The following is a 22,684-nucleotide window of genomic DNA, read 5'->3' on the forward strand; positions in this document are numbered from 1 at the left end:
GCCCGGGCCTTTCGCTTGCCCGGGCCTTTCGCTTGCCCGGGCCTTTCGCTTGCCCGTCGGCAGGTCGCAGAAATGGCGGGTCGCGCACGCGCGAACCCGCCATTTCTCAGACATGCGGCCGGAGCCTCCGGATCACTCCCCGGCTGCTTCCTCCAGGGCGAGCAGCTCGGTGACGGCATCCGTCAGACGCTTGTCGGCCTCGGCGAACGCGGTGAGGTCGCCGTCCTTCAGCGCGGCCTCGCGGTCGGCCAGCGCCTCCTGGGCGGCGCTCAGAGCGTCCTGATACGCGCCGGAGCCGGTACCCGTTCCCGGCTCCTCGGTGCCCGGGTCCGTGCCGCCCTCGTCCGGAGGAGTCGTCTCGCCCGGAGTCGGCTCCACCTCCTCGTCGCCGCCGGTGGCGCCGGAGTCGCCGCCGAAGATCGTGTCGAGGGCCTCGGTCAGCGTGTCCTCGAAGGCGACGTTGTCGCCGAAGGTCACGAGCACCTTCTGCAGCAGCGGCAGCTGCGTGCCGCCCGCGTCAGAGGACTGGACGTACACCGGCTGGACGTACAGCAGACCACCGCCGACCGGGAGGGTCAGCAGATTGCCGTACTTCACCTCGGACTCCCCCTGCTGCAGCAGGTTGAGCTCGCGCACGACGTTCGGGTCGGAGTTGAATGTGTTCTGCACCTGACCGGGGCCGGGTACGGTCGTGTCCGCATCGATCTCGAGCAGTCGCATCTTCCCGTAGCCCTCGGACTTCTCGCCCGCTGTGGCGCCGGCATCCGAATCGACCGCGAGGTAGCCCATCAGCACGTTGCGGCTCGTCGTCCCCTGCGCGGACGCCGGGATGAACGTCGAGAACATCGAGAACCGCGGCGAATCCTGGCCCGGCATCTGCATCGACAGGTAGTACGGCGGCTGCAGTGACGTCGGGTCGCGCGGGTCGTCCGGGGTCTGCCACCGGTTGTCCTGCTGAGCGAACGAACCCGCCGTGTCGACGTGGTAGACGCCGAGGATCTCGCGCTGCACCTTGAAGAGGTCCGTCGGGTAGCGCACGTGGCTCATGAGGTCGGCCGACATCTCACTGACCGGCTCGATCGTCGTCGGGTAGACGTTCTCCCACGCCTTGAGGATCGGGTCCTCCTCGTCCCAGGCGTACAGCGTCACCGACCCGTCATAGGCGTTCACGGTCGCCTTGACGGAGTTGCGGATGTAGTTGATGTTGTTTAGAGCGAAGCTCGGCGTCGGCGTGTTCGAGTCGGCGATCGCGTCCGGCAGGTTCACGCCGGTCGAGTACGGGTACGTCGCGCTGGTCGTGTAGCCGTCGACGATCCAGACGATCTCGCCGTCGACCACGCTCGGGTACGGGTCGCTGTCGAGTGTGAGGTACGGGGCAGCCTTCTGCACGCGATCGACCGGGTCGCGGTCGTACAGGATCTGCGAGTCGTCGTTCACGAGGTCGGAGAACAGGATCTCGGCCTCCTGGAACTTCAACGCGTACAGCAGCTTGTTGAACGTGTTGCCGATCGACGGTCCGCCATCGCCGTCGAACGTCGTCTTGGTCTCGTTCGCGCCGTCCTGACCGCGCGGGTAGTCGATCTCGACCGGGTCGGTGCCCTCGGGCGCTCCGACGATCGAGTACAGCGGCGAGGTCTCGCCGAAGTAGACGCGGGGCTCGAACTTCTCCGAGTCGGTCAGGAAACCGGACGACGGGATGCCGCGCTCGAGGAACACCGGCTCTCCCTCGCTCGTGCGCTGGTTGCCCGCCGCGACGACGAGGCCGTAGCCGTGCGTGTAGACGGCCGTGCGGTTGTTCCAGTTGTTGCTGTCGCCCAGGCGCGACACGTCGAGCTCGCGGATGGCGACCACTGTGTCCTGCGTCTTGCCGTCGATCTCGTAGCGGTCGACGTCGAGGGTGTTCTGGAACTGGTAGTAGCCGCGGAACTGCTCGAGCTGCTGCACGGTCGGGCTGATGATGCTCGGGTCGAGGATGCGGATGGATGCCGTGGTCTCGGCGTCCTCGCGCAACTGACCGGCGGCGGCGTCGGTGACGGCCTTGAACGGCGTGACCTCGAGGTCGTTGACGCCGTAGGCCTCTTTCGTGCCGTCGATGTTGCGCTGGTAGTACTCGGCCTGGAGGCTGTTCTGGTTCGGGCGCACCTGGAAGGTCGTCACGACCCAGGGGTAGCCGATGCCGACGACCAGCGCGGCGACGATCAGCAGCGCGGTCGCCGCCAGCGGGAAGCGCCAGCGGCCGATGATCGCCGTGACGAAGAACAGGATGGCCACGAGCGCCGCGAGGATCGCGAGGATCGCCAGGCCCGGGATCGTGGCGTTCGCCCCGGTGTAGGCGGCACCGGTGATGCGATCCTCTTCAGTGACCAGGGTCTTGAAGCGGTCGAGCCAGAGGCTGGCGGCCTGCACGAGCAGGTAGAGCCCGGCGAGGACGGCGAGCTGGATGCGCGCGGGCTTGGAGATGCGCAGCTCGCCCTGGCCGATCCGCACGGAGCCGTAGAGGTACGACACCAGGGCCGTGACGATCAGGCAGAGGAGGATCACCGCCGACACGAACGCGAGCAGGATCGAGTAGAACGGCATCGCGAACAGGTAGAACCCGGTGTCGACGCCGAACTCCGGGTCGACGGCACCGGTCGCACCGCCGTTGAACCACAACCAGACGGTCTCCCAGTTGCCTGCCGCCGCGAAGCCGGCGAAGATGCCGAAGAAGATCGGCATACCCCACATGGCCAGGCGCCGCAAAGGCTCGATGACCTCCTGGTAGCGGTCGAGCTGGGAGCTCAGGCGCACATACACCGGGCGCAGCCGGTACGCGAGCTGGATGACGACGAACAGCGGCACGGCCATGCCGAGGAAGCCGACGACGAACATCACCGCCGCACCGATCCACTGCGTGGTGAGCACACGCGAGAAGCCGAGCTGATCGAACCACAGGAAGTCCGTGTACAGCGAGGCGAAGACGAAGAAGGCCGCGACCAGCGCGGCGATGATCACCAGCGAGATCGTGGCAATCCGTCGGGATGTTCGGGGCGTGGCCGGATTCGGCGCTGAGGTCGTGGTCACCTGACCATCCTATGTGCGCAGACTATGAGCGGGCCGGGTGGACGGTGTCGCTCAGGTCACGAAACGCTGCACGTCGGCAGTGCGCCGACGTCGCCGCCGTCCGCGATCACCTCGATCGCGTCGAGCGATTCCTCCAGTGTCGCGGTGCTGATCACGGCCAGGCCGTCCGGCACGTGACCTGCGACCTCGTCGCAGTTGGATGCCGGGGCGAGGAAGTAGTCGGCGCCGGCATCCCGTGCGCCGTACAGCTTCTGACGGATGCCGCCGATCGGGCCGACGGCGCCGGTCGCGTCGATCGTTCCGGTGCCGGCGATGTCGTTGCCGCCGGTCAGTTCTCCCGGTGTCAGCTCATCCACGATGCCGAGCGCGAACATCATGCCGGCGCTCGGCCCTCCGACGTTGTCGAGCTGGATGTGCACCTCGAACGGGAAGTCGTAGTCCGTGGTCAGGGTGATGCCGATCAGCCAGGTGTCCACCCCGCCTACCTGCTCCTTCTCCGGCGTGAGCTCGACCTCGTGCTCTTCGCCGTCGCGCTGCACGGTCAGCACGACGGCATCCCCCTCGGCATCCTGGATCGCCGCCCGGAGCCCTGCGGCACTGGTGACGTCCGCGCCGTCGATCTGCTCCACGACGTCGCCCTCCTCCAGAAGTCCGTCCGCCGGGGAGTCCTCGACGGTCGAGACGACCTCGACTCTCGCTCCGGTGTCGTACCCGAGCTCGTGCAGAGCTGCCGCCGTCGCCTCGTGCTGGGAGTCGACCATGAGATCGGCATTGCGCTCGTCGCGCTCCTCGGTCGTGACGCCCTCAGGGAAGACCGAGTCGAGCGGCACGACCGCGCGCGAGGGGTCCATCCAGGCCAGCGCCAGCTCGAACCACGACGGGGTGCGCTCGCGGTTGCCGACGACCTGCACCGTCGTGAGGCTCAGGCTGCCGCTGGTCTCGAACGTCTCGGCGCCGTCGATCTCGATCAGAGGCACCTGCTCTCCATCGGCGCTCGCAGCACTCCCGAGGGTGTCGTACACCGGACCCGGCCGCTGGATCACATAGGGCGTGGGCAGGAAGGTCAGCACGACCAGTGCGATGAGCGCGACGATGAGCGCCCAGACGCCGAGCCCGATGCGGGCGGGCTGAGTTCGTGCCACGTGAGTCCTCCGTCGTTCGCGACCGGCGTACAGCGATCTGCTCGCGTCGGGGGTGCGTGCAGAAACCTGCAACTAGCGTAGATGGCACGGCTAGCGACGTGCTGAGAGGCGACCGACATGGCAGATGACGAACCCACCCCCGAGGACTTCCAGGAGTTCCTGCGCAAGATGATGTCGGGGCAGGGCGGCGGGGACTTCGACCTCAGCGCGCTCCAGAACGCCCTCGGGGGCGAAGACGGCCTCCAACTGGATCCGGCCATGATGGCAGCCCTGTCGCAGCAGCTGCAGAGCGTGCTCGGCGGCGATCCGTGGGAGAACGCGCTGCGTCAGGCCCTGCACATCGCGAACCGCGAGGGCCAGGGCATCACCGACGGCTCCCGGCATTCACTGGTGGATGCCTTCGGCCTGGCGAACCTGTGGCTGGGCGAGGCCACGACGATCTCGGAGCTGTCCGAGGCACCGCAGCCGATGACGCGCGGCGAGTGGATCGAGAAGACGCTCCCGGTGTGGAAGGAGATCGCAGGCCCCGTCTCCACGAGCATCGCCGACGCCCTCACGAGCGCCCTGGACACCCAGGTGCCCGAAGACATGCGCGGGGCGATCCAGGGCGCGGGAAAGCTCATGCGGGGCCTCGGCTCCTCGGTGTTCGCCGCCCAGTTCGGCCAGGTGCTGGGCAACCTCTCCCTCGAAGTGGTGTCGGGCGGCGACGTCGGCATCCCCGTGCTCCCGGCTGGCACTGCGGCGGTCATCCCGCAGAACATCACCGCATTCGGCGCGGGCCTCGAGATCCCCGAGGACCAGATCACGCTCTACCTCGCCACGCGCGAGCTCGCCTATGCCCGCCTCTACCGGCACGCCAAGTGGCTTCACCTGCAAGTCATGTCGCAGATCACCGACTTCGCCCGCGGCGTCACGGTCGACGTCGAGGCGCTCGAGGACGTCGCGAGCCGACTCGATCCGTCGAACCCCGAGGAGCTGCGCGCGGCGATCGAGGGCGGCGCGCTGCTGCCTGCGCAGACCGAGGCGCAGCGCGAAGCGCTCGGCCGCCTGGAGAACATCGTGGCGATGATCGACGGCTGGGTCGACGTGGTCACGGCCGAGGCCACCTCGCGCCTCCCCGACGGCGCACGCCTCGCCGAGGCTGCGCGCCGCCGCCGAGCAGTCGGCGGCCCCGCCGAAGACGCACTGGGCGCGCTGGTCGGACTGAAACTGCGGCCACGCCGCCTGCGCGAGGCCGCGGCGATGTGGCGCCGGGTGACGGATGCCGTGGGCATCGCGGCCCGTGACTCGCTGTGGGACTACCCCGACCTCCTTCCCACCGCAGCCGACATCGACGACCCGACGGCGCTCATCGAACGCCTGCAGGCGCACGCCCGCGGCGAGGAACCCGTGGCCGACGAGTTCGATGAGGCGCTGGCACGGCTCCTCGACGGGGAGGACTTCTCGCAGGACCGCGGCGACGGGTCCGCCGACGCTGCGGAGGGCGACGGGGAATCCGGCACGGGCGACGACTCCGGAGAGGGCGAGAGACCCGTCTGACCCGGATGCACGCTCCGCTGTGCACCGATCAGCCTCCTCACGGAGTTCTCCACGGATCGTGGCTGGGCGCTCCGCGCTGAGCGCAGGGTGAGCAGAATCGGGTCATGCCACCGATGACTCCGACGACGCTGACCCGGATCGCTCCGGAGTATCCGATGCTCTGGCGCGATGCCGACACGGTGCAGTTCGGCCTGGAGGGCGGCCTGCGCATCGATGCGGGCGAGCCGTGGATCGAGCCGCTCATCCAGGCGCTCCGCAGCGGCATCCGCCGCAGTGCCTTCGACGTCGTCGCGCACGGCGTCGGCGCACCGAGGGAAGCCGCCCGCAGGCTCCTCGAGATGCTCGAGCCGATCCTCATCACCGACCTTCCGGCACCGCCGCCGGTGTGGATCGAGAGCGTCGACGTCGACGACTCGCGCGTCGAGGCGCGGATGGAGATCGCCCTGCACGATGAGGGCTTCTCCACGGCGCCGCGCGGCGCGGCCCCGGCTGTCGGGATCGTGCTCGTGCAGGGCGCGGCATCCGCTCACCGGCTCGCCGGCTACCTGCACGACGATCTCGTGCATCTGCCTGTCGCGTTCGAACCCGGGGGCCTGGTCATCGGCCCTCTGATCGTCCCCGGCCGCTCGCCGTGCCTGGCGTGCCGCGACGCGCACGAGCGCGATCGCGATCCGGCGTGGCCCGCCATGCACGCGCAGCTCATCGGCGCGCACTGCGGACGGATCACGACGGCGCGCACCGCCGAGGCTGCGGGATTTATTGCCCGGCTGCTCCGCGAGACCGACGCGGGACCGCGATCGGTGCGGGTCAGCCCCGACGGCCGGCGGACCTGGCGCGAGGCGAGGTTTCACGCAGAGTGCCGGTGCCGCGAGCAGTCGTTCCGATCTCCTCCAGGAACCGCGACGGCCGGCGCTCCCCCCGCCCTGCCGATCGCGACCACGTCAGCTCGAGCGTCCGCGCGGCGCGCGTGATGCCGACGTAGGCGAGGCGCCGTTCCTCGTCGATGGCGTCGAAGCCTGTGGCGTACGAGATGGGCAGTGCGCCCTCGGCGCAGCCGGCGAGCACGACGTGCGACCACTCCAGGCCCTTGGCCGCGTGCAGAGTGGACAGCGTCACCATCTGCATCGTCGGCTCGTGCTGGTCCTTCGCCCTGGCCATCAGCGCGTCACTGAAGGAGCGCAGCGTCGTGTCGTCCGGCGCCTCCTCCGCGAGCCGCAGTATCGCCCTGCGCGCTTCCCAGCCGTCGCGCTGCGCGCCGCCGGCGGCGGGCGCCTCGTCGGTCAACCCGATCTCGCGCAGCACTCGACGCACATTCGGCAGGAAGCCTCGCTCCGTCGGTGCGACGGCCGCGCCGCGCAGGGCGAGGATCGACTGGCGCACCTCCGGCATGTCGAAGAAACGTCTGCCGCCCAGCACGGTCGACGCGATCCCCGCGTCGGCGAGCGCCTGCTGGATCGCTGCGGACTGCGCGTGAGCGCGGTACAGCACGGCGATCTCGGACGGGGCGGCACCCGATGCGATGCGCGCCGAGACGGATGCCGCGATCCCGGCCGCCTCCTCGGTCTCGGTGTCGTACGCCGTGAGGGTGGGCGGCTCGGCTTTCGGGGCCTCCCGCGCGGGGCAGAGTTCGAGTGCTCCCGGTCTGCCGTTCATGAGCGCGTTGGCTGCGGCGAGGATCGGCGGCTGGGAGCGATAGTTCGTCTCCAGGCGCACGACGGTGGCGTCCGGGAACCTCCTGCCGAACTCGAGCAGGTAGCGCTGGTCGGCTCCGGCGAACGAGTAGATCGTCTGGCTGGCGTCGCCGACGACGCACAGGTCCCTCCGGTCCCCGAGCCAGAGTTCGAGGAGCCGGTTCTGCAGCGGCGAGACGTCCTGGTACTCGTCGACGGTGAAGTGCCGGTACTGCTCGTGGACGGATGCCGCAACGCGGGGCTCGGCCTCCAGCATCCCGGCGCATGCGAGCAGCACGTCTTCGAAGTCGAGCTGGCGGCGGTCGTCCTTGAGGGTCTCGTACGCCCGCTGCAGGTCGGCGAGCTGCTCCGCGCTCACCCGACCGACCGATCTGCCGAGCGCGGCGTGCTGGTCGATCGACCTCATCGACACCTTGCGCCATTCGATCTCGCTCGCGACGTCGCGGAGCGTCGGGGTGTCCAGACGCAGACGGAGCTGCTCGGCGGCCTGCCCGAGCAGACGCACCTTGTTGTCGATGATCGACGGAGCCGGCGAGCCCGCGAGCGTCGGCCAGAAGAAGTTCAGCTGCGCGAGCGCTGCAGCGTGGAACGTGCGCGCCGCGACACCCTCGATGCCGAGCGTGCGCAGACGCCCGCGGAGCTCGCCCGCGGCTTTCGCCGTGAAGGTCACGGCCATGACCCTGCTCGGCGAGTAAGCGCCCGTGTCGACCCCGTGCGCGATGCGGTGCGTGATGACCCGGGTCTTCCCCGTTCCGGCTCCGGCGAGCACCGCGACCGGCCCGCGCAGCACGGATGCCGCCTCGCGCTGTCGTTCGTCGAGGGCGTCCAGTGCGCTCACTGCGCCCCGTCGGCGTCTTCGGCGGCTGGACGCCCGTCGCACCAGTCGATGATGAGGGCGCGGGCGATGGATGCCGGACCGGGGAGCCCCACCGGCCCCTCCCCCTTCAGAGCCGAGCGGATCTCGTCGCGTGTGAACCAGCGGACGTCGATGATCTCCTCGCCGTCCGGGCGGGCGCGGCGCTCCTCGGATGCTGTGGCGCGGAACCCGATCATGAGCGAACGCGGGTACGGCCACGGCTGCGAGGACACGTAGCGGACCTCGTCGAGGAGGACGCCGGCCTCCTCTTCGATCTCGCGGTGCACGGTCACCTCGAGGGACTCACCGGCCTCGACGAAGCCGGCGAAGCAGGAGTACATCCGTCCGCGCCAGTTCGCGTTGGCGCCGAGCAGCAGCCGCTCGCCGTCCGCGCTCTCGACGGCGACGATGACCGCGGGGTCCGTCCGCGGGAAGATGTCGTGCCCGCACCGCTCGCAGCGCCGCGACCAGCCACCCTGGCGCAGGACGGTCTCCGATCCGCAGGTCGGGCAGAACCGGGCATCCCGCAGCCAGGATGCGAGGGCGACGGCCGTGACGAGCAGCTCGGTGTCCTCCGCGGCGAGCATGCCCCCGGTGTCGCGGACGCCGAGCCAGGTCTCCTCGGGCGCGGCGTCGATGCTCTCGGCCTCACGGCCGACGGCGGCGAGCAGCAGCAGCGTGCCGTCCTCGCGCCTGCCGAGCAGCGCCCATTCCGCGTCGCCCGCGACCTCTGACGGGGCGACGGCGACCAGCGTGCCGTCCTCGATCCGTGCACGCCCGTCTCGGACGACGATCGCTCGAGCGTCGGGCGACGACCGCAGCGCGTCGAGGACGCCCTGCTCATCGCGGAGGTGTGCTGCCCGATCGAACTGTACGCGCTGGACGGTCATCGACTCCCTCTCTCACAGGCGTGGCGTAGGCGGAACCGCGCGCGATGCGACCTAATCTGGGGGCATGGCACGGTCTCCCTTTACTCTAGCGGCGGCGGTCACGGCCGCTCTGCCCGGGGCGGAGGTCGTCGGCGCTCGATCCCTCTCCGCCGAGGGCGACGGGCGCTTCGACTCCGCCGTCGCCACGCTCGCCGACGGCCGCGAACTCGCGATCCGTGTCGGAGACGACGACGAGACCGCGCGCGAGCTCGCCGCCGAAGCGCTGGCCCTGCGCGCACTGACCGCCGGTGCCCGTGCGATGCTCCCCTTCCAGGTGCCCGAGTACGTCGGCGAGACCCGGCTGGCCGAAGGCCGGGCACTCGTCTCGAGCCTGCTGCCCGGATTCCAGATCGAGGCGCACCATGTGCCGCGCGGCCGCGGGGCCGCAGCATCCATGGGCGCCTCCATCGCCGCCGTGCACGCGCTGCCCGCCTCGGTCGTCCGCAGCGCCGGGCTCACCGCACGAAGCGCCGAGGAGGTGCGCGACGAGATCCGTCGCCTCGTCGACCGAGCGGCGGCCACCGGGCGCGTTCCGGCCCGGCTCACGGTCCGCTGGCGCGAGGCGGTCGAGGACGACGACCTGTGGCGCTTCGAATCCGCCGTGACCCTGGGCGGCGCGAAGGCGACCTCGTTCCTGTTCGACGACGACCCGGAGCGCGGCCCCGAGGTGATCGGGATGCTCGACTGGCACGGCCTCGCACTCGGCGACCCCGCCGTGGACCTCGCCTGGCTCTCGTCCGCCCCGGACGCCGCCGGCGACGTCCACGCTGCGTACGCCGAGGCGTCCGACCGCGCACCGGATCCCGCCCTGGCCGTACGGGCTCGGATGCTGGCGGAACTGGAGTTCGCCCGGTGGCTCGTGCACGGCGACACCATGCGCCGCACCGACATCGTCGACGATGCCGCGGCACTCCTCGGGGCCCTCGCCGACGGGCTGCGCGAGAACGACCTCTCGGTCATCGCGGCGCGAGGCGAAGGCGTCGATTCGGCACTAGACGCTCTCGACCGCGTGCCGCAGACCGCTGCGACGGGCATCAGCACGGCGATGGAGACCGACGCTTACAACCCTGACGACCTGCTCCCCGAGGACCCCGCGACCGCGAACGACGACCGCATCGGCGATGCCACGGAGGACCTCAGCGACGTCGCCGAGACCTGGCGGGCGGACTCGGTCGCGGACGCGTCGACCGCCGAGCCCGTCGACGCGCCCGCGACCGGCTCGGAGTCCTCGGCCCCTGATCCTGTCGCTCGTGCTGAGCGAGCGTCAGCGAGTCGAAGTGACGCGGCGACGGCAGAACCCGAGCACGACCCGGCGGATGAGGCTCAGCGCGCAGCGCGCGCCGCGCTCCACCGCTGGACCAACTCCGCCTCCGAATAGACCCGGTCGCCGCGGATGACGAGGTCGTCGGCGACGTAGTAGAGCGCGACATCGATCTCGTCGAGCGGCACGCCGAACCGGCGGTGGTAGGCGAGCCGGTACAGGGCGAGCTGCAGCATCCGCTCTTCGCGCTCCGCCGGCGTGCGCGGAGCGCGACCGGTCTTCCAGTCCACGATCTCGATCCGCCCGCCGCGGTCCTCACGCCGGTACACCGCGTCGAGCTTGCAGATGACGATGTGGCCCGGGGCGGGCCCCGAGGTCGGCTCCCCTGCGCCTGCGGTCGTGCCCGCGCCGAGCGCGAAGTCGATCTCGATCTCGACCGCGATCGGTGCGAGGTCCGCCCATTCGCTGCGCTCGAAGGTCTCGCGCAGCGTCTGCAGATCGGCGTCGTCCGCGGCCGAGACGGCCGAGGGGTCCGCCTGCTCGTCGTCGCTGTCCCACAGGGCGGCGTCCGCACTCGGGCCCGCGCCGACGAGGCCGGAGCGGTGCTCCACCCACGCGTGGAAAAGGGTGCCCAACCGCGTCTGCCGGTACGGGCGTTCCGGCATCGGACGCGCGATCTCGCGGAGCGTGCCGTCGAAGTCGGTGACGTAGTCCTTGAACCGCGATGCCGGCACACGGGTCGGAGGCTCGGCGAGCACGCCGCGCTGCCGTTCCGCCCGCTCGGCGAGCAGGCGTTCGAGCTGGGGGGTGGGAGTTACGGGGTCGGCTGCGAGCGCCGATCGGACCGCGTCCGCCGCGGCCTCGACCCTGCCCCGTCGTCCACCGAGCGGGTCCAGCGGCCACACCGTGGTCTTGCCCTCGCCTTCATACGGGTTCTCGTCGGCATCGACCTCACCGACGCCGCCGTGACCGAGCACGTCGAACGCCTCGAGCAGGTAGGGACCGGCCTGCCGGGGCTTCTTCTGCCCGGCCCAGTGCGCTCCGGTGAGCAGCAGGTGGGTGCGAGCCCTCGTCACGGCGACGTAGGCGAGACGGCGTTCCTCCTGCTGCTGGTAGTCGCGGTAGGCGTCCTTGAAGACGGTCAGTGCGCCGGGTGCCGTCCTGCTCCTGCTGGTGAGCGACGCCACCCCGGCCTTGAGCCGCTTCGCCGGGTCGGGTTCCTCGTGCTCGGGCGGCGGATCCCACCGGAACACCGGGAGCGCGTCGCGGTCGCCGCGCAGCGCGAACGGCAGAACCCCGAAGCCGAACCAGCCCGACGTGCTCGTCGGCGGCGACGGCAGCTCGCCCTCGACCATGCGCACCACGGCCACGGCATCCCATTCGAGGCCCTTGGATCCGTGGATGGTCAGCAGCTGCACGACCCCCGGCTCGGGCGGTTCCGGCCGCGGCATGAGCTCGTCCGTGCTCTCGGCCTTGTCGAGCCAGGCCAGCAGGCTGCCGATCGTGCCGCGTTCATCGGCGGAGAGGAACGCGCGCACCTCGTCGGTGAACGCCCGCAGCTGCGTCGCCGCGATGCGGGCAGGGCCCCGGGTCTCGTTGGCCGCCAGCTCGATGTCGAGCCTAAGTTCGGTCTCGATGCTGCGGATGAGTTCGGGGATCGGCTGTCCCGAAGCACGTCTGAGACGCTCGAGCATCTCCCCCGCCGCGCGGATGCGTGCGCGCCCGTCCTGCGTGATTCTCTCGAGCAGCCGGTAGTCGTCGCGGAGACCCCGGACCACGTCGACGGCGTCCACGATCGAGACCGCCTCGTCGGCGCCGCGCGAGGCGCGAATCCGGGCGCGCAGCTCATCGGGCAGCGGCATGAGGCCGCTGTCGCGTCTGGAGAGCTCGCCGGCGAGGTCGTACAGCGCACCCATGTCGGCGACGCCGACCCCGAACCGCGGCCCGACGAGCAGTCGGATCAGGGCGGAACCGGCGTTCGGGTCGTGCAGCACCCGCAGTGTCGCGACGACGTCGACGACCTCCGGAGTCGCAAGGAGTCCGCCCAGGCCCAGGATGCGATGCGGAACGCCGCGCGCGGCGAGCGCCTCGGCGAAGGTCTGCATGTGCCGCTTGGATCGGAACAGGATCGCACCGGTGTGCGGCTTCGCGGCGTCGGTGTGCTCGGCACGGCGCTGGAAGAACCACTCGGCGACCTGGTCCGCCTCGTCGTGCACGGTCAGCGGATACCGCACCTGGACATCGCCCTGGCCCGCGCCCGGTCGCGGTTCGAGCGGCGGCACGTCGAGCCCGGGGCGCTGAAGCGGCTCGAGGATGCGGTTGGCGATCCCGAGGATGGAGCTGTCGTTGCGCCAACTCGTCATCAGACTGTACGACTCGGGTTGCTGCTGATCGGCGAACGTGCGCGCGAACGCGTAGAGGTTGTCTGCGCTGGCGCCGCGCCATCCGTAGATCGACTGGTGCGGGTCGCCGACGGCCATCACGGCGGAGTCCTGGAACACCGCTGACAGGAACTGGGTCTGGATGACCGAGGTGTCCTGGTACTCGTCGAGGAGCACGACGCGGTGCTGCTCGCGCAGATCGGCGCGCACATCCGGCGAGGACTCCACGATGTCGAACGCGCCGCTGACCTGGTCGGCGAAGTCGAGAACACCGCGCCGATGCTTCTCGGCGATGTACTCGCGTACGAGGGCGGTGAGGGTCGGGAGGGCAAGCAGGTTGTCGGCCGCCTTCTCGACGTCGCCCTGGCTCCGGTACGGGGCGAACGCCGCCGCGTGCTCGAGCGCGATGCGCTCGGCCCTGCCGAGGTCGGCGCGATGATCCAGCGCTTCTCCTGCGAGCCGCTGCACGGCGTCGACGACGGTCGCGACGGACAGCTCGATGTCCTCCAGCTGCGGCAGATCGGCGCGCAGCACGACCTCCCGCGCGAGCATCCACGACGCCGCCTGGCTGAGCATCTCGACATCGGGGTCGCGTCCGATCCTCGCGGCGTGCTCGCGGACGATCGAATCGGCGAACGCGTTGTACGTCGACACTCGGGGGCGGATGAGCATGTCCTCCGCGGTACGCGGCGCTGCGGCATCCCAACCGGTGCCGTACCGCGCGGCCAGCCCGTCGAGGACGTGTGCGCGGACCGCCTGCCGCTGCGCGCCGTCCGCGTCGGCGATCGGCGTAAGCGCACCCGAACGGACGATCTCGGGCACGTGCGGGAGCAGACCGCGCCGGCCGAACTCATCGATCACCGCGAGGCGAGCGCCGATGCGCTCGGCGAGCTCGCCCGCCGCCTTGCGCGTGAAGGTGAGCCCAAGGATCTCGTCGCGGCGCACGTGACCGTTCGCGACCAGCCACACCACGCGCCCCGCCATCGTCTCGGTCTTGCCGCTGCCGGCACCGGCCACGACCAGCGCCGGGGCGGGCGGAGCCTCGATGACGCGCTGCTGCGCGGGCGTCGGCGGCGGCTGGCCGAGCGCGGCCGCGACGTCCAGTGCGGACAGTCCCGGGCCGTTGCCTGCCCATTCCGCGCTCATGCGCTCACCGCCGGCACCGTGTGGATGCGGCACGGCTGCACGCGCCACTGCACATCGGCGCAGTGCGCCTCGACGTGGGCGGTGAAGCTCCCCGCGGACATGCCTCTGGCCGCATCCGCGAGTCTCGTGAGGAACCGTGTGCGCGCCTCGCCCTCGAGCGTGTGCTGATGGGCGATCCGGTAGTCGCTGCCCGAGAGCGTCTTGGCGACGACGAGCAGCCGCGCCCCGGCGAGCGCTGCGGGATCGGCACCCTCGATGAGGCCCTGCTCGACGGCGACCTGATAGGCCGCGAGCTGGGCGTGGTCTTCGACCTTGGCGTCGGACTCCGGCTCATACTTGCCGGTCTTCAGGTCGACGACGACGACGCGCTCCCCGTCAGCGGACGCGGCCATGGGCGCCGACCCGCGGGCGCGGGCCGCCGCGTGCTCGCCCGCGCCGACCGGGTACGCCTCGACGCGGTCGATGAAGCCGTGCACCAGCGCGCGCCCCGGTTCTCCCGCGGCATCTCCGATGTGCACGGCGGGCTCTTCACCTGCGCCGGTCGCATCCACCGCGAATCGGAACTCGACCTCGCTGGCCAGCACCCGCCCGCCGTCGCGGACGACCTCGCCCAGATACGCGTGCAGCCGTTCGACGTACAGATCCGCTCGGCGGTGCTCCTTGCGGCTGATCCACTCGGTCTCGAAGTCCAGCTCGCCCCAGTGCTCCGCCACGATCGCGCGCATGGCCTCGAGGTCGCCGGCAGGGACCTTCTCCATCGCCTCGTGGATGATCGTGCCGATCCCCGCAGACGGCGGCAGGACCGTGTCGCCGCCGAGGGCGGAGATCGCCCAGTGCAGCTCGCACTCCTCGAAGGACTCCATCCGAGACGGCGATACCCGTGCCGGTTCGACCGAGAGATCGTGCAGCGGCGCCGCGGTCGACGGCGCGGTCGTGCCGTACCAGTCGGCCGGGTCTGCGCCGGGCACGCCCTCGCGCGCGAGGACGGCCAGCTGCCCGGCGGCCTCGGCCCGCGATGCGGCATCCGGTGCGCTGGTAAGCGTGCGGCGGTGCCGCGCCACGAGACCGCGCAGGGTGAGCGGATGCTCCGCCGCCGGGTGATCGGACGCCGGCGGCGGTTCGGGGAGGAACCCGAAGAACGGGCTCGGCGTGGAGTCGTCGTCATCCACGGCCGACACGAGGATCCGCGATCGTGCGCGGGAGACCGCCCGCACGAACAGCCGCAGCTCGTCGTGCAGCGCATCGCGGCGCCGGTCGAGCACCCCGGGGTCGACGGCGCCGGCTCCCGTGCGGGCGGCGGTCACGGCATCCGCCAGGCGCCACGTCTCGAGGAGCCCGCCGCGAAGCCGCGTGTTGGGCCACACGCCGTCCTGCACGCCGGCGACCACGACGGCCTCGAACTGCGTACCCAGGGCCGTCGCCGGCGTCAGCAGGGTCACGAGGCCGGGACGGTCGGGGGTCGAGAGCGAGTCCTCCGGGACCTCGCTGTCGAGGATGTCGCGCACGAACGTCTCCGGGTCCTCGTTCGGGGTGCGCTCGACGAATCGCTTCGCGGCGTCGAAGAGCGCGACGAGCGCGTCGAGGTTCCTGGCGGTCTCCCCGCCACCGGGGAGCGCCGCGGCTTCCTGCCAGTGCTGGGCGAGCCTGGCGCCGCCGGGCGCGCGGGACGAGTCCCAGACGCGCCAGAGCAGCTCGTGGATGGTCTCGTTCTGGGCCGCGGCCCCCGTCTCGGCGAGGGTCGTGGCGAACCGGGAGGCGATCCGCGCCTCCGGCGCGTCGATGAACGCGAAGTGCGCAGGGAACTCCATCGCCTGCCGCAGGAGCTCGGATGCCGGAGTCGAGCCGCCCTCGTCGAGCTCGAGATGCCGCAACCGGGCGCGCAGGCGCCGGAGCCCGACGGCATCCAGCCCGCCGAAAGGCGACCGCAGCGCGTCGACGAGGTCGTCCGGCGTGCGCTCGGACGCCGGCTGCAGCGCGAGACGCACGATGCCGACGAGATCGCGGACGACGCGCTCGCTGCCCAGCGGGCGCTGCACCCCCGCCGCACGCGTCGGGACCTCGCGCGCGGCGAGCTCGGTCTCGAGGGCGGCGACCTGGCGCGTGTCGTGCGCGATGACGGCCATGTCGCTCCAGGGGATGCCGGAGCTCACATGCCAGTCGCGCAGCGTGCCGGCGATGCGATCGACCTCTTCGTACGGCGACGATGCCAGGAAGGTCCGCACGGACGGATCCGCCGTCTCGGGAGGCGGTCCCGGGGGCCGGCGGTGCTCGACGCGGCCGGCGACGCCGATCGCCTGGGTGACCGTGCGGGTGAGGTCGCTCAGGGCCGGGGTCTGCCGGTGCGCGGTGTCGAGCACGAACACGTCGTCGAGCAGGGTGGACAGCTCGTGGAAGAGCTGCGGGCTCGCGCCGCGGAACGCGCCGGAGGAGATGTCGGGGTCGCCGAACGCGGTCACGGCGATCCCTCTGGCACGCAGCGCCCGGACGAGCGTGAGTCCCCCGCGGGTGATCTCCTGCGCGTCGTCGATGAGCACGGCGCGCAGCCCCGCGAGGGGTCCGAGCGTCGCGGAATCGGCTTCGCGCAGGATCGCCGCGGCTTCGCTGACGAGATCGGCGGCGTCGCGATAAGCCGTGCGCATGTCGCCGAGGACGGTGCGGTACTCGTCGATGAACGCACCGGCCGCCGGCCAGACGGGGCGCTCCGAGCGCTGGAGCTCGTCGGGGAGGACCCCCAGCTCGGTGCACTCGGCCAGGAAGGCACGCAGTTCGGAGCGGAAGTCCTTCGACGCGCGCACGGTCGCGGGCAGGGATGCCGGCCATCGGCTGAGCATGCCAGCGGCCTCGTCGTCGGCGTCACCGGCCAGCAGCTCGGCGACGATGCGGTCCTGATCGGCTCCGGTGAGCAGCGCGGGCGGCTCGCCGCCCGCGTGCACCATCGCACCGCGGACGACCTGGAAGGCGAAGGATCCCAGTGATCGGGCCAGCGGCCCCGGTGTCGCCCGGCCGATGCGCACGCCGATGCGGTCGCGCAGCGCGGTCGCCGCCTGCCTGCTCGGGGTGAGCACGAGCACCTGCTCCGGCGTCAGCCCCTGCTCGCCGAGGAGCGCGTCCACACGGTCGATGAGCGTGTGCGTCTTGCCCGTGCCCGGGCCGCCGATGACGACGCCGGATGCGCTGACGGGTGCGGCGACCACCTCGCGCTGCGCGGCATCCGGTGCGGCGCGGGGCGGGCTCGGTGTCATGCCGTCCACGCTATCGGCCGGCGCCGACACCGCCCGTGCACGCCTCGCGCGACGCGCTTGTGCGCCCACGGCGAAACCGGCCGTCCACCCCGATCCGACGCCGCACCACCGGGGTAGAGTCGTGTCAGTCCCCGAATCTTCAAGGAGCACGCGTGGAAATCCGCATCGGCATCATCAACACCGGCCGCGAACTGAACTTCGAGACCGCCACGAGCGCGGACGACGTCCGCAGCCAGGTCGCCGCTGCCCTCGAGCAGAACACCGCTCACGTGAGCTTCACCGACGTCAAGGGCAACTCGTTCATCGTCCCGACCGCGAACCTCGCGTACATCGAGCTCGGCACCGAGGAGTCGCGTCGCGTCGGCTTCGTCGCCTGACACGATGTACATCCTCCTCGCGCTGATCGCGGCCTGCGCGCTCGGCGTCGGCGTCCACTTCCTGCTGCCGCACCGCGCGCTGCGCGGCGTCGCGGTCGTCCCCGCCGTCGCGACGGCCGCGTCGGCGATCGTCTACACCGGCATGCAGTGGGCGGGCGTCGGCGAGGACAGCGTCTGGCTGTGGCTGGCGAGCATCCTCGGCGCGGTCGTCGTCGCGACGGCGGTCGGATACGGACTGACGGCATCCCGTCGGACGTCCGACGCCGCGAAGCGCGCGGCCCTGGGCATCTGAGCGCTCAGGCGGCCAGGCCCATCGCGTCCATGCGGCGCGCGTGGGCTCCCATGAGCTCGGTGTACACCGGCTCGACGCGGTCGTCGTCCTCGATGAGGCGCTCGGCGCGCAGGGCCTGACGGGCCACGAGCACCGTGTCGCCCACCATGCGACGCGCCCACATCGACAGCAGAGATCGCCACTCGGCGTCGCTGTCGATCGTGCGCTTGAGGATCGCCACGATCTCGCCGGTGTCGTCGTCCTCGCGCAGGATCGCGGCGACGCGGGCGCCCGTCTCGCCGTAGCTCGAGGCGAGGGCGAGATAGAAGTCGTCGAGCATGCCCGCCGTGATGTAGACGGCGAGCAGGGTCTCGCGCGGGCGCGCACCGATGGTCTTGCGGCGGAACGCGTCGAGGTGCTCCTGGAACGGGAGCATGATCTCGGTCGGGTCCTCCCCCTGAGAGGTGATCACCTCGACGATTCCGCGATGCTTGCTGAGCGCGGCACCCGCGGCCCGCGCCAGCGCCTCCTTCTCGGCGAGCTCGGGGGTGGCCCGGATGAGCCGGGTCAGCGTCTCGAAATAGCCGAGCTGCAGGTATGCCGCCTGCCCGAGGAAGCGGTTCAGCTCAGGGGCGAGCTCGGCGAAGTCGACGCGGGTCGCATCGCCCACGTCGCCGCGACTGCGCAGCGTCAGAGTGCGTCGGGGCTTGTCTCGCTGCCAGAACCACTTCACCACGTGATCAGACTACCCGCGCTTCGGATCGGCGTTGCGGGCGCCCCTCCGGTAGGCTGGACGCGTCCTGCCGTCGGAGCAGGACGCCGCGCCTGTGGCACACGAGACGGCGTGGATCCGTTACGTGGCGGCCGCTTCAGTAGAGGGCCGCCGGACAGGCACACAGGACATAGTGACTTCATTCGCTGATCTCGGCATCGATCAGGACATCGTCGACGCACTCGCCGCCAAGGGCATCGTCGACGCGTTCCCCATCCAGGAGCAGACCATCCCCCTCGGCCTTCCCGGCCAGGACATCATCGGCCAGGCCAAGACCGGAACGGGCAAGACCTTCGGTTTCGGCATCCCCGTCGTCCAGCGCCTCGGCCAGGACCCGGAGCCCGGGGTCAAGGCGCTCATCGTCGTGCCGACGCGCGAACTCGCCGTGCAGGTCTACGAGGACATCGACCTGCTGACCTCGAACCGCTCCACGAGCGTCGTCGCGATCTACGGCGGCAAGGCGTACGAGGGCCAGATCGACCAGCTCAAGGCCGGCGCGCAGATCGTCGTCGGCACCCCTGGTCGCCTGATCGACCTCGCCGGCCAGCGCCTGCTCGACCTGTCGAACGCGACCGAGGTCGTCCTCGACGAAGCCGACAAGATGCTCGACCTCGGCTTCCTCGCCGATATCGAGAAGATCTTCCAGAAGGTGCCGGCGGTCCGCCACACGCAGCTGTTCTCGGCGACCATGCCCGGCCCGATCGTCGCGCTCGCCCGCCGGTTCATGTCGAACCCGATCCACATCCGCGCGAACGACCCCGACGAAGGCCTCACGCAGGCGAACATCAAGCACCTGGTCTACCGGGCGCACTCGCTCGACAAGGACGAGGTCATCGCCCGCATCCTGCAGGCCGAGGGCCGCGGCAAGACCGTCATCTTCACGCGCACCAAGCGCGCGGCGCAGAAGCTCGTCGACGAGCTCGGCGACCGCGGGTTCAACGTCGGCGGCGTGCACGGCGATATGGGGCAGGAGCAGCGCGAGCGCTCGATGGCCGCGTTCAAGGCGGGCAAGCGCGACGTCCTGGTCGCCACCGACGTCGCCGCCCGCGGCATCGACGTCGACGACGTCACGCACGTGATCAACCACACCATCCCCGACGAGGAGAAGACGTACCTGCACCGCGCCGGTCGCACCGGCCGCGCGGGCAAGACGGGCATCGCGGTCACGTTCGTCGACTGGGAGGACCTGCACAAGTGGGCCCTCATCAACCGCGCGCTGGAATTCGGCCAGCCCGAGCCCGTCGAGACGTACTCGTCGAGCCCGCACCTGTACACCGACCTCAACATCCCCGAGGGCACGAAGGGACGGCTGACGACAGCGCCGAAGGCCGACAAGCCCGCCTCCGAGCGTCGCCAGCGCCAGCCGCAGAAGGCGGCGGATGCCGCCGCAGAGGGCACGGACGAGGGCACCACGAAGCGTCGCCGGCGTCGCCGCCGCGGCGGATCGGGCGGCGGGGTCGGCTCGACCTTCACCGAAGGCGCGGAGACCGCCGCCACCGGAGCCGCATCGGCACCTGCGACCGACCGCGACGCCGAGGGCGCAGGCACGCACGACGGCGACGTCACGGGCGAGCACCGCGACGGTAAGCCGGCCCCGCAGCGCCGTCGCCGTCGTCGTCGCTCCGGCGGAGCCGCACCGGCCGGCGCCTGAGTCAGGGGCGACGCGGACTCGTCCCCGTCGCCGCGTCGATGATGCGGGCGACCATCTCGTCGCTCGTGGTGTTCTCGCCCGGCCGGTTCGGCTTGCCGGCACCGTGATAGTCGCTCGACCCGGTGACGATCAGGTCGTGCTTCGCGGCGAGCGCGCGCAGAGTGCGCTTGCCGGACTCGGTGTTCTCGCGATGATCGATCTCGAATCCGCCGAGCCCTGCGGCGATGAGCTCCTCGATGAACGCGAGCGGCATCATCCTGTCGCGACCGGCCGTGACCGGGTGCGCGATGATCGCCACTCCCCCGGCATCCGTGATCAGCCGGACGGCGGTGAGCGGGTCGGGCGCGTAGTGCGGCTCGTAGTACCCCTCGCGCGGGTGCAGGATCCCGTCGAACGCCTCCGAGCGGTCGCGCACGATGCCCTGCGCCACGAGGGCGTCGGCGATGTGGGGGCGTCCCACCGTGGCATCCGCGGTCGTCTGCTCGAGAACGTCGGCCCAGGTCAGGGCGTAGTCGCGGCCGATGTTGCGCACGATCCGCTCCGCGCGACCGACCCTGTCATCGCGGATCCGCTCGGTCTCGGCGCGCAGCGCCGCGTCCTCGGGGTCGAACAGGTAGCCGAGCACGTGGACACTCCGCCACTGGTGCTTGGCCGACAGCTCCATGCCGGGAATGAACGTCATGCCCAGTGCTCCCGCCGTGCTGGCGGCTTCGTCCCACCCCGTCGTGCGGTCGTGATCGGTGAGGGCGAGCGTGCGGATGCCGTTCGCATGGGCCTGGCGGACTACCTGACCCGGGTTCTCGGTGCCGTCGGAGTGATTGGAGTGCAGGTGCAGGTCACTCGGCCCCGCGAAGCTGCCGGCGTCGGTCATGACTCGACACTACTGCGGGACCGAGTCGACGGCGCGGCGGCGACGCGGCAGGCGATTCACAGCGTGCGCCCGTAGGCTCGTGAGGATGCTTCGACTGCTGGGAATCCTCCTCACGGTGCTGTTCGCGATCGCGACGGCGATCGTCGTCTGGCCGCAGTTCTTCCAGCTCGAGCAGACCTTCCCGTTCGCTCAGATCGTCGCCGTCCGCGGTGTCGTCCTCGCCGCCTTCCTGGCGATCGCGGTGCTGTCGCTGCTCATGCTGTTCGCCCGGCCACTTCGCGGGTTCGCGGCATCCATCCTCATCGTCGCGCTCGTGGGCGCTGCCGCCACGGGAGCTATCGGCGCGATGCGCGGCTTCGGGACGGGTTCGCTGCCCGAGAAGACCGATGCGAGCGTGCGGGTGCTCACCTGGAACACCGCAGGCGAGGCCGTCTCGGCCGAGACGATCGCCGATGCCATCCTCACCCGCGAGGTCGACGTCGTGACCCTGCCGGAGACGGCGGAGTCCGTCGGTGAGCGCATCGCCGTCATGCTGCGCGAGCAGGGGCATCCGATGTGGGTGCATCACGTGCAGTTCGGCGACGTCGAGAACGGCCCGCAGGCCTGGGAGACGACGATCCTCATCTCCCCCGACCTCGGCGACTACTCGGTGATCCAGTCGTCCGAGGACGGCAGCAGCAACACCAGCTCCGTTCCCAGTGCGGTCATCATGCCGGTGAGCGGCTCCGGCCCCACGATCGTCGCCGTGCACGCTGTGGCACCGCGCGTCGAGGCGATGGAGCGCTGGCAGTCCGACCTGGAGTGGATCGCCGACCAGTGCCCACAGGGTGACTTCATCATCGCAGGCGACTTCAATGCGACCCTCGACCACATGGCCGCCCTCGGCGTCGGCGGGGGCGACATGGGCTACTGCCGCGACGCCGCGTCACGCACCGGCACCGGGATCACCGGCACATGGCCCGCGGACTATCCCGAGCTCATCGGCGCCCCGATCGACCATGTGATGGCGACGCAGAACTGGAACCCGACCGGCTCGCTCGTGCTGGATGCCGCCGGTTCCGACCACCGCGCGCTCGTCGTGCAGCTCGACCCGGCCGCCGACTGAGCGTTCAGCGGCCCGAACCCGTCCGTGATCGCCGCACGAGCGCGACCACAGCGCGCCAGCCGAGCAGGAACAGCACCAGCGTGAGGGCGGCGACGATGATGAACGGCACCGCCGTGCCTTGACCGCTCGCTGCGCGCAGCAGCAGGCCGCCGGCAGCAGTCACGGCCCAGACGACGAGCCCCGGCAGCATCCGCTCGGCGTGCGCCCGGCGCAGCAGCAGCGCGCCGTGTGCGACGAGCAGGGCGACGACGAACGGCCAGACCGTGTTCAGCGTTCCCGGCAGATCCCCGAGGATGCCCTCGGCGTGCGAGAGCCGTCCGATCGCGCAGAAGACGACCACGAGCACCAGATCGATGAGGATCACCACATTCCCCAGCCTACAAAGGG

Annotated in this window: 15 protein-coding genes; 6 read left to right on the top strand and 9 right to left on the bottom strand. The window is 71.0% G+C overall.

The annotated features are described in order from the left end of the window. Window positions 1–132 precede the first annotated feature (132 nt). Window positions 133–3,063: a UPF0182 family membrane protein gene (locus tag KEC56_RS07590; protein WP_227530452.1), complete on the bottom strand. Its 2,931-nt coding sequence runs from the start codon at window positions 3,061–3,063 to the stop codon at window positions 133–135. A 56-nt stretch (window positions 3,064–3,119) separates the two neighbouring features. Further along, entirely contained in the window at window positions 3,120–4,205 is a 1,086-nt protein-coding gene (locus tag KEC56_RS07595; protein WP_227530453.1) for a YlbL family protein, read from the bottom strand. Between the two features lie 117 nt (window positions 4,206–4,322). Between KEC56_RS07595 and KEC56_RS07600 the strand changes: the two genes are divergently transcribed. Further along, on the top strand, window positions 4,323–5,744 hold the full coding sequence (locus KEC56_RS07600) for a zinc-dependent metalloprotease (protein WP_227530454.1): 1,422 nt from the start codon (window positions 4,323–4,325) through the stop codon (window positions 5,742–5,744). Window positions 5,745–6,551: 807 nt separating this feature from the next. Here the strand turns inward: KEC56_RS07600 and KEC56_RS07605 are convergent. Both KEC56_RS07605 and nudC read right to left on the bottom strand, forming a co-directional pair. Continuing rightward, window positions 6,552–8,273, bottom strand: coding sequence for an ATP-dependent helicase (locus tag KEC56_RS07605; RefSeq protein ID WP_227530455.1), 1,722 nt, complete (start codon window positions 8,271–8,273; stop codon window positions 6,552–6,554). Further along, complete coding sequence (gene nudC, locus KEC56_RS07610) at window positions 8,270–9,181, bottom strand: NAD(+) diphosphatase (protein WP_227530456.1); 912 nt, start codon at window positions 9,179–9,181, stop codon at window positions 8,270–8,272. The genes KEC56_RS07605 and nudC overlap by 4 nt, the downstream gene beginning before the upstream one ends. Before the next feature lie 64 nt (window positions 9,182–9,245). Between nudC and KEC56_RS07615 the strand changes: the two genes are divergently transcribed. Then, the gene (locus tag KEC56_RS07615) at window positions 9,246–10,598 is read left to right on the top strand and encodes a phosphotransferase (RefSeq protein WP_227530457.1); all 1,353 of its coding nucleotides are present in this window, start codon (window positions 9,246–9,248) and stop codon (window positions 10,596–10,598) included. On the opposite strand, the gene KEC56_RS07620 is transcribed toward KEC56_RS07615, so the two are convergent. Further along, window positions 10,544–14,008: an ATP-dependent helicase gene (locus KEC56_RS07620; RefSeq protein WP_227530458.1), complete on the bottom strand. Its 3,465-nt coding sequence runs from the start codon at window positions 14,006–14,008 to the stop codon at window positions 10,544–10,546. The two genes, KEC56_RS07615 and KEC56_RS07620, sit on opposite strands and share 55 nt — an antisense overlap. Then, window positions 14,005–17,250: an ATP-dependent helicase gene (locus KEC56_RS07625; RefSeq protein WP_227530459.1), complete on the bottom strand. Its 3,246-nt coding sequence runs from the start codon at window positions 17,248–17,250 to the stop codon at window positions 14,005–14,007. Before KEC56_RS07625 ends, KEC56_RS07620 begins: the two co-directional genes overlap by 4 nt. Before the next feature lie 152 nt (window positions 17,251–17,402). Here KEC56_RS07625 and KEC56_RS07630 point away from each other — a divergent pair, with 152 nt between their 5' ends. Next, window positions 17,403–17,627, top strand: a complete 225-nt coding sequence (locus tag KEC56_RS07630) for a DUF3107 domain-containing protein (RefSeq protein ID WP_175985888.1) — start codon at window positions 17,403–17,405, stop codon at window positions 17,625–17,627. A gap of 4 nt (window positions 17,628–17,631) precedes the next feature. After that, window positions 17,632–17,919, top strand: coding sequence for a hypothetical protein (locus tag KEC56_RS07635; RefSeq protein WP_227530460.1), 288 nt, complete (start codon window positions 17,632–17,634; stop codon window positions 17,917–17,919). A gap of 4 nt (window positions 17,920–17,923) precedes the next feature. Here the strand turns inward: KEC56_RS07635 and KEC56_RS07640 are convergent, their stop codons facing one another. Further along, window positions 17,924–18,634, bottom strand: a complete 711-nt coding sequence (locus KEC56_RS07640; RefSeq protein WP_227530461.1) for a ferritin-like fold-containing protein — start codon at window positions 18,632–18,634, stop codon at window positions 17,924–17,926. 169 nt (window positions 18,635–18,803) lie between these two features. On the opposite strand from KEC56_RS07640, the gene KEC56_RS07645 reads away from it, so the two are divergent. Beyond that, entirely contained in the window at window positions 18,804–20,321 is a 1,518-nt protein-coding gene (locus KEC56_RS07645) for a DEAD/DEAH box helicase (RefSeq protein ID WP_175985886.1), read from the top strand. A gap of 1 nt (window position 20,322) precedes the next feature. Here KEC56_RS07645 and KEC56_RS07650 read toward each other — a convergent pair whose 3' ends face one another. After that, window positions 20,323–21,192 carry a PHP domain-containing protein gene (locus KEC56_RS07650; protein ID WP_227530462.1) on the bottom strand — a complete coding sequence of 290 codons (870 nt, stop codon included), beginning with the start codon at window positions 21,190–21,192 and terminating at the stop codon, window positions 20,323–20,325. 85 nt (window positions 21,193–21,277) lie between these two features. Here KEC56_RS07650 and KEC56_RS07655 point away from each other — a divergent pair, with 85 nt between their 5' ends. Beyond that, window positions 21,278–22,297 (top strand): endonuclease/exonuclease/phosphatase family protein, encoded by a 1,020-nt coding sequence (locus KEC56_RS07655; protein WP_227530463.1) that lies wholly within the window; start codon window positions 21,278–21,280, stop codon window positions 22,295–22,297. 4 nt (window positions 22,298–22,301) lie between these two features. On the opposite strand, the gene KEC56_RS07660 is transcribed toward KEC56_RS07655, so the two are convergent. Continuing rightward, the gene (locus KEC56_RS07660) at window positions 22,302–22,664 is read right to left on the bottom strand and encodes a DUF3054 domain-containing protein (protein WP_227530464.1); all 363 of its coding nucleotides are present in this window, start codon (window positions 22,662–22,664) and stop codon (window positions 22,302–22,304) included. Window positions 22,665–22,684: the final 20 nt, after the last annotated feature.

It is taken from the genome of Microbacterium tenebrionis, assembly GCF_020682665.1.
GTDB lineage: Bacteria > Actinomycetota > Actinomycetes > Actinomycetales > Microbacteriaceae > Microbacterium > Microbacterium tenebrionis.

Bases quoted from the DNA above. Each gene is read 5' to 3' on its own strand.
- KEC56_RS07600 (WP_227530454.1), top strand. From the start codon at position 4,323: ATGGCAGATGACGAACCCACCCCCGAGGACTTCCAGGAGTTCCTGCGC.
- KEC56_RS07620 (WP_227530458.1), bottom strand. From the start codon at position 14,008: ATGAGCGCGGAATGGGCAGGCAACGGCCCGGGACTGTCCGCACTGGAC.
- KEC56_RS07635 (WP_227530460.1), top strand. From the start codon at position 17,632: ATGTACATCCTCCTCGCGCTGATCGCGGCCTGCGCGCTCGGCGTCGGC.
- KEC56_RS07615 (WP_227530457.1), top strand. From the start codon at position 9,246: ATGGCACGGTCTCCCTTTACTCTAGCGGCGGCGGTCACGGCCGCTCTG.
- KEC56_RS07625 (WP_227530459.1), bottom strand. From the start codon at position 17,250: ATGACACCGAGCCCGCCCCGCGCCGCACCGGATGCCGCGCAGCGCGAG.
- KEC56_RS07650 (WP_227530462.1), bottom strand. From the start codon at position 21,192: ATGACCGACGCCGGCAGCTTCGCGGGGCCGAGTGACCTGCACCTGCAC.
- KEC56_RS07655 (WP_227530463.1), top strand. From the start codon at position 21,278: ATGCTTCGACTGCTGGGAATCCTCCTCACGGTGCTGTTCGCGATCGCG.
- nudC (WP_227530456.1), bottom strand. From the start codon at position 9,181: ATGACCGTCCAGCGCGTACAGTTCGATCGGGCAGCACACCTCCGCGAT.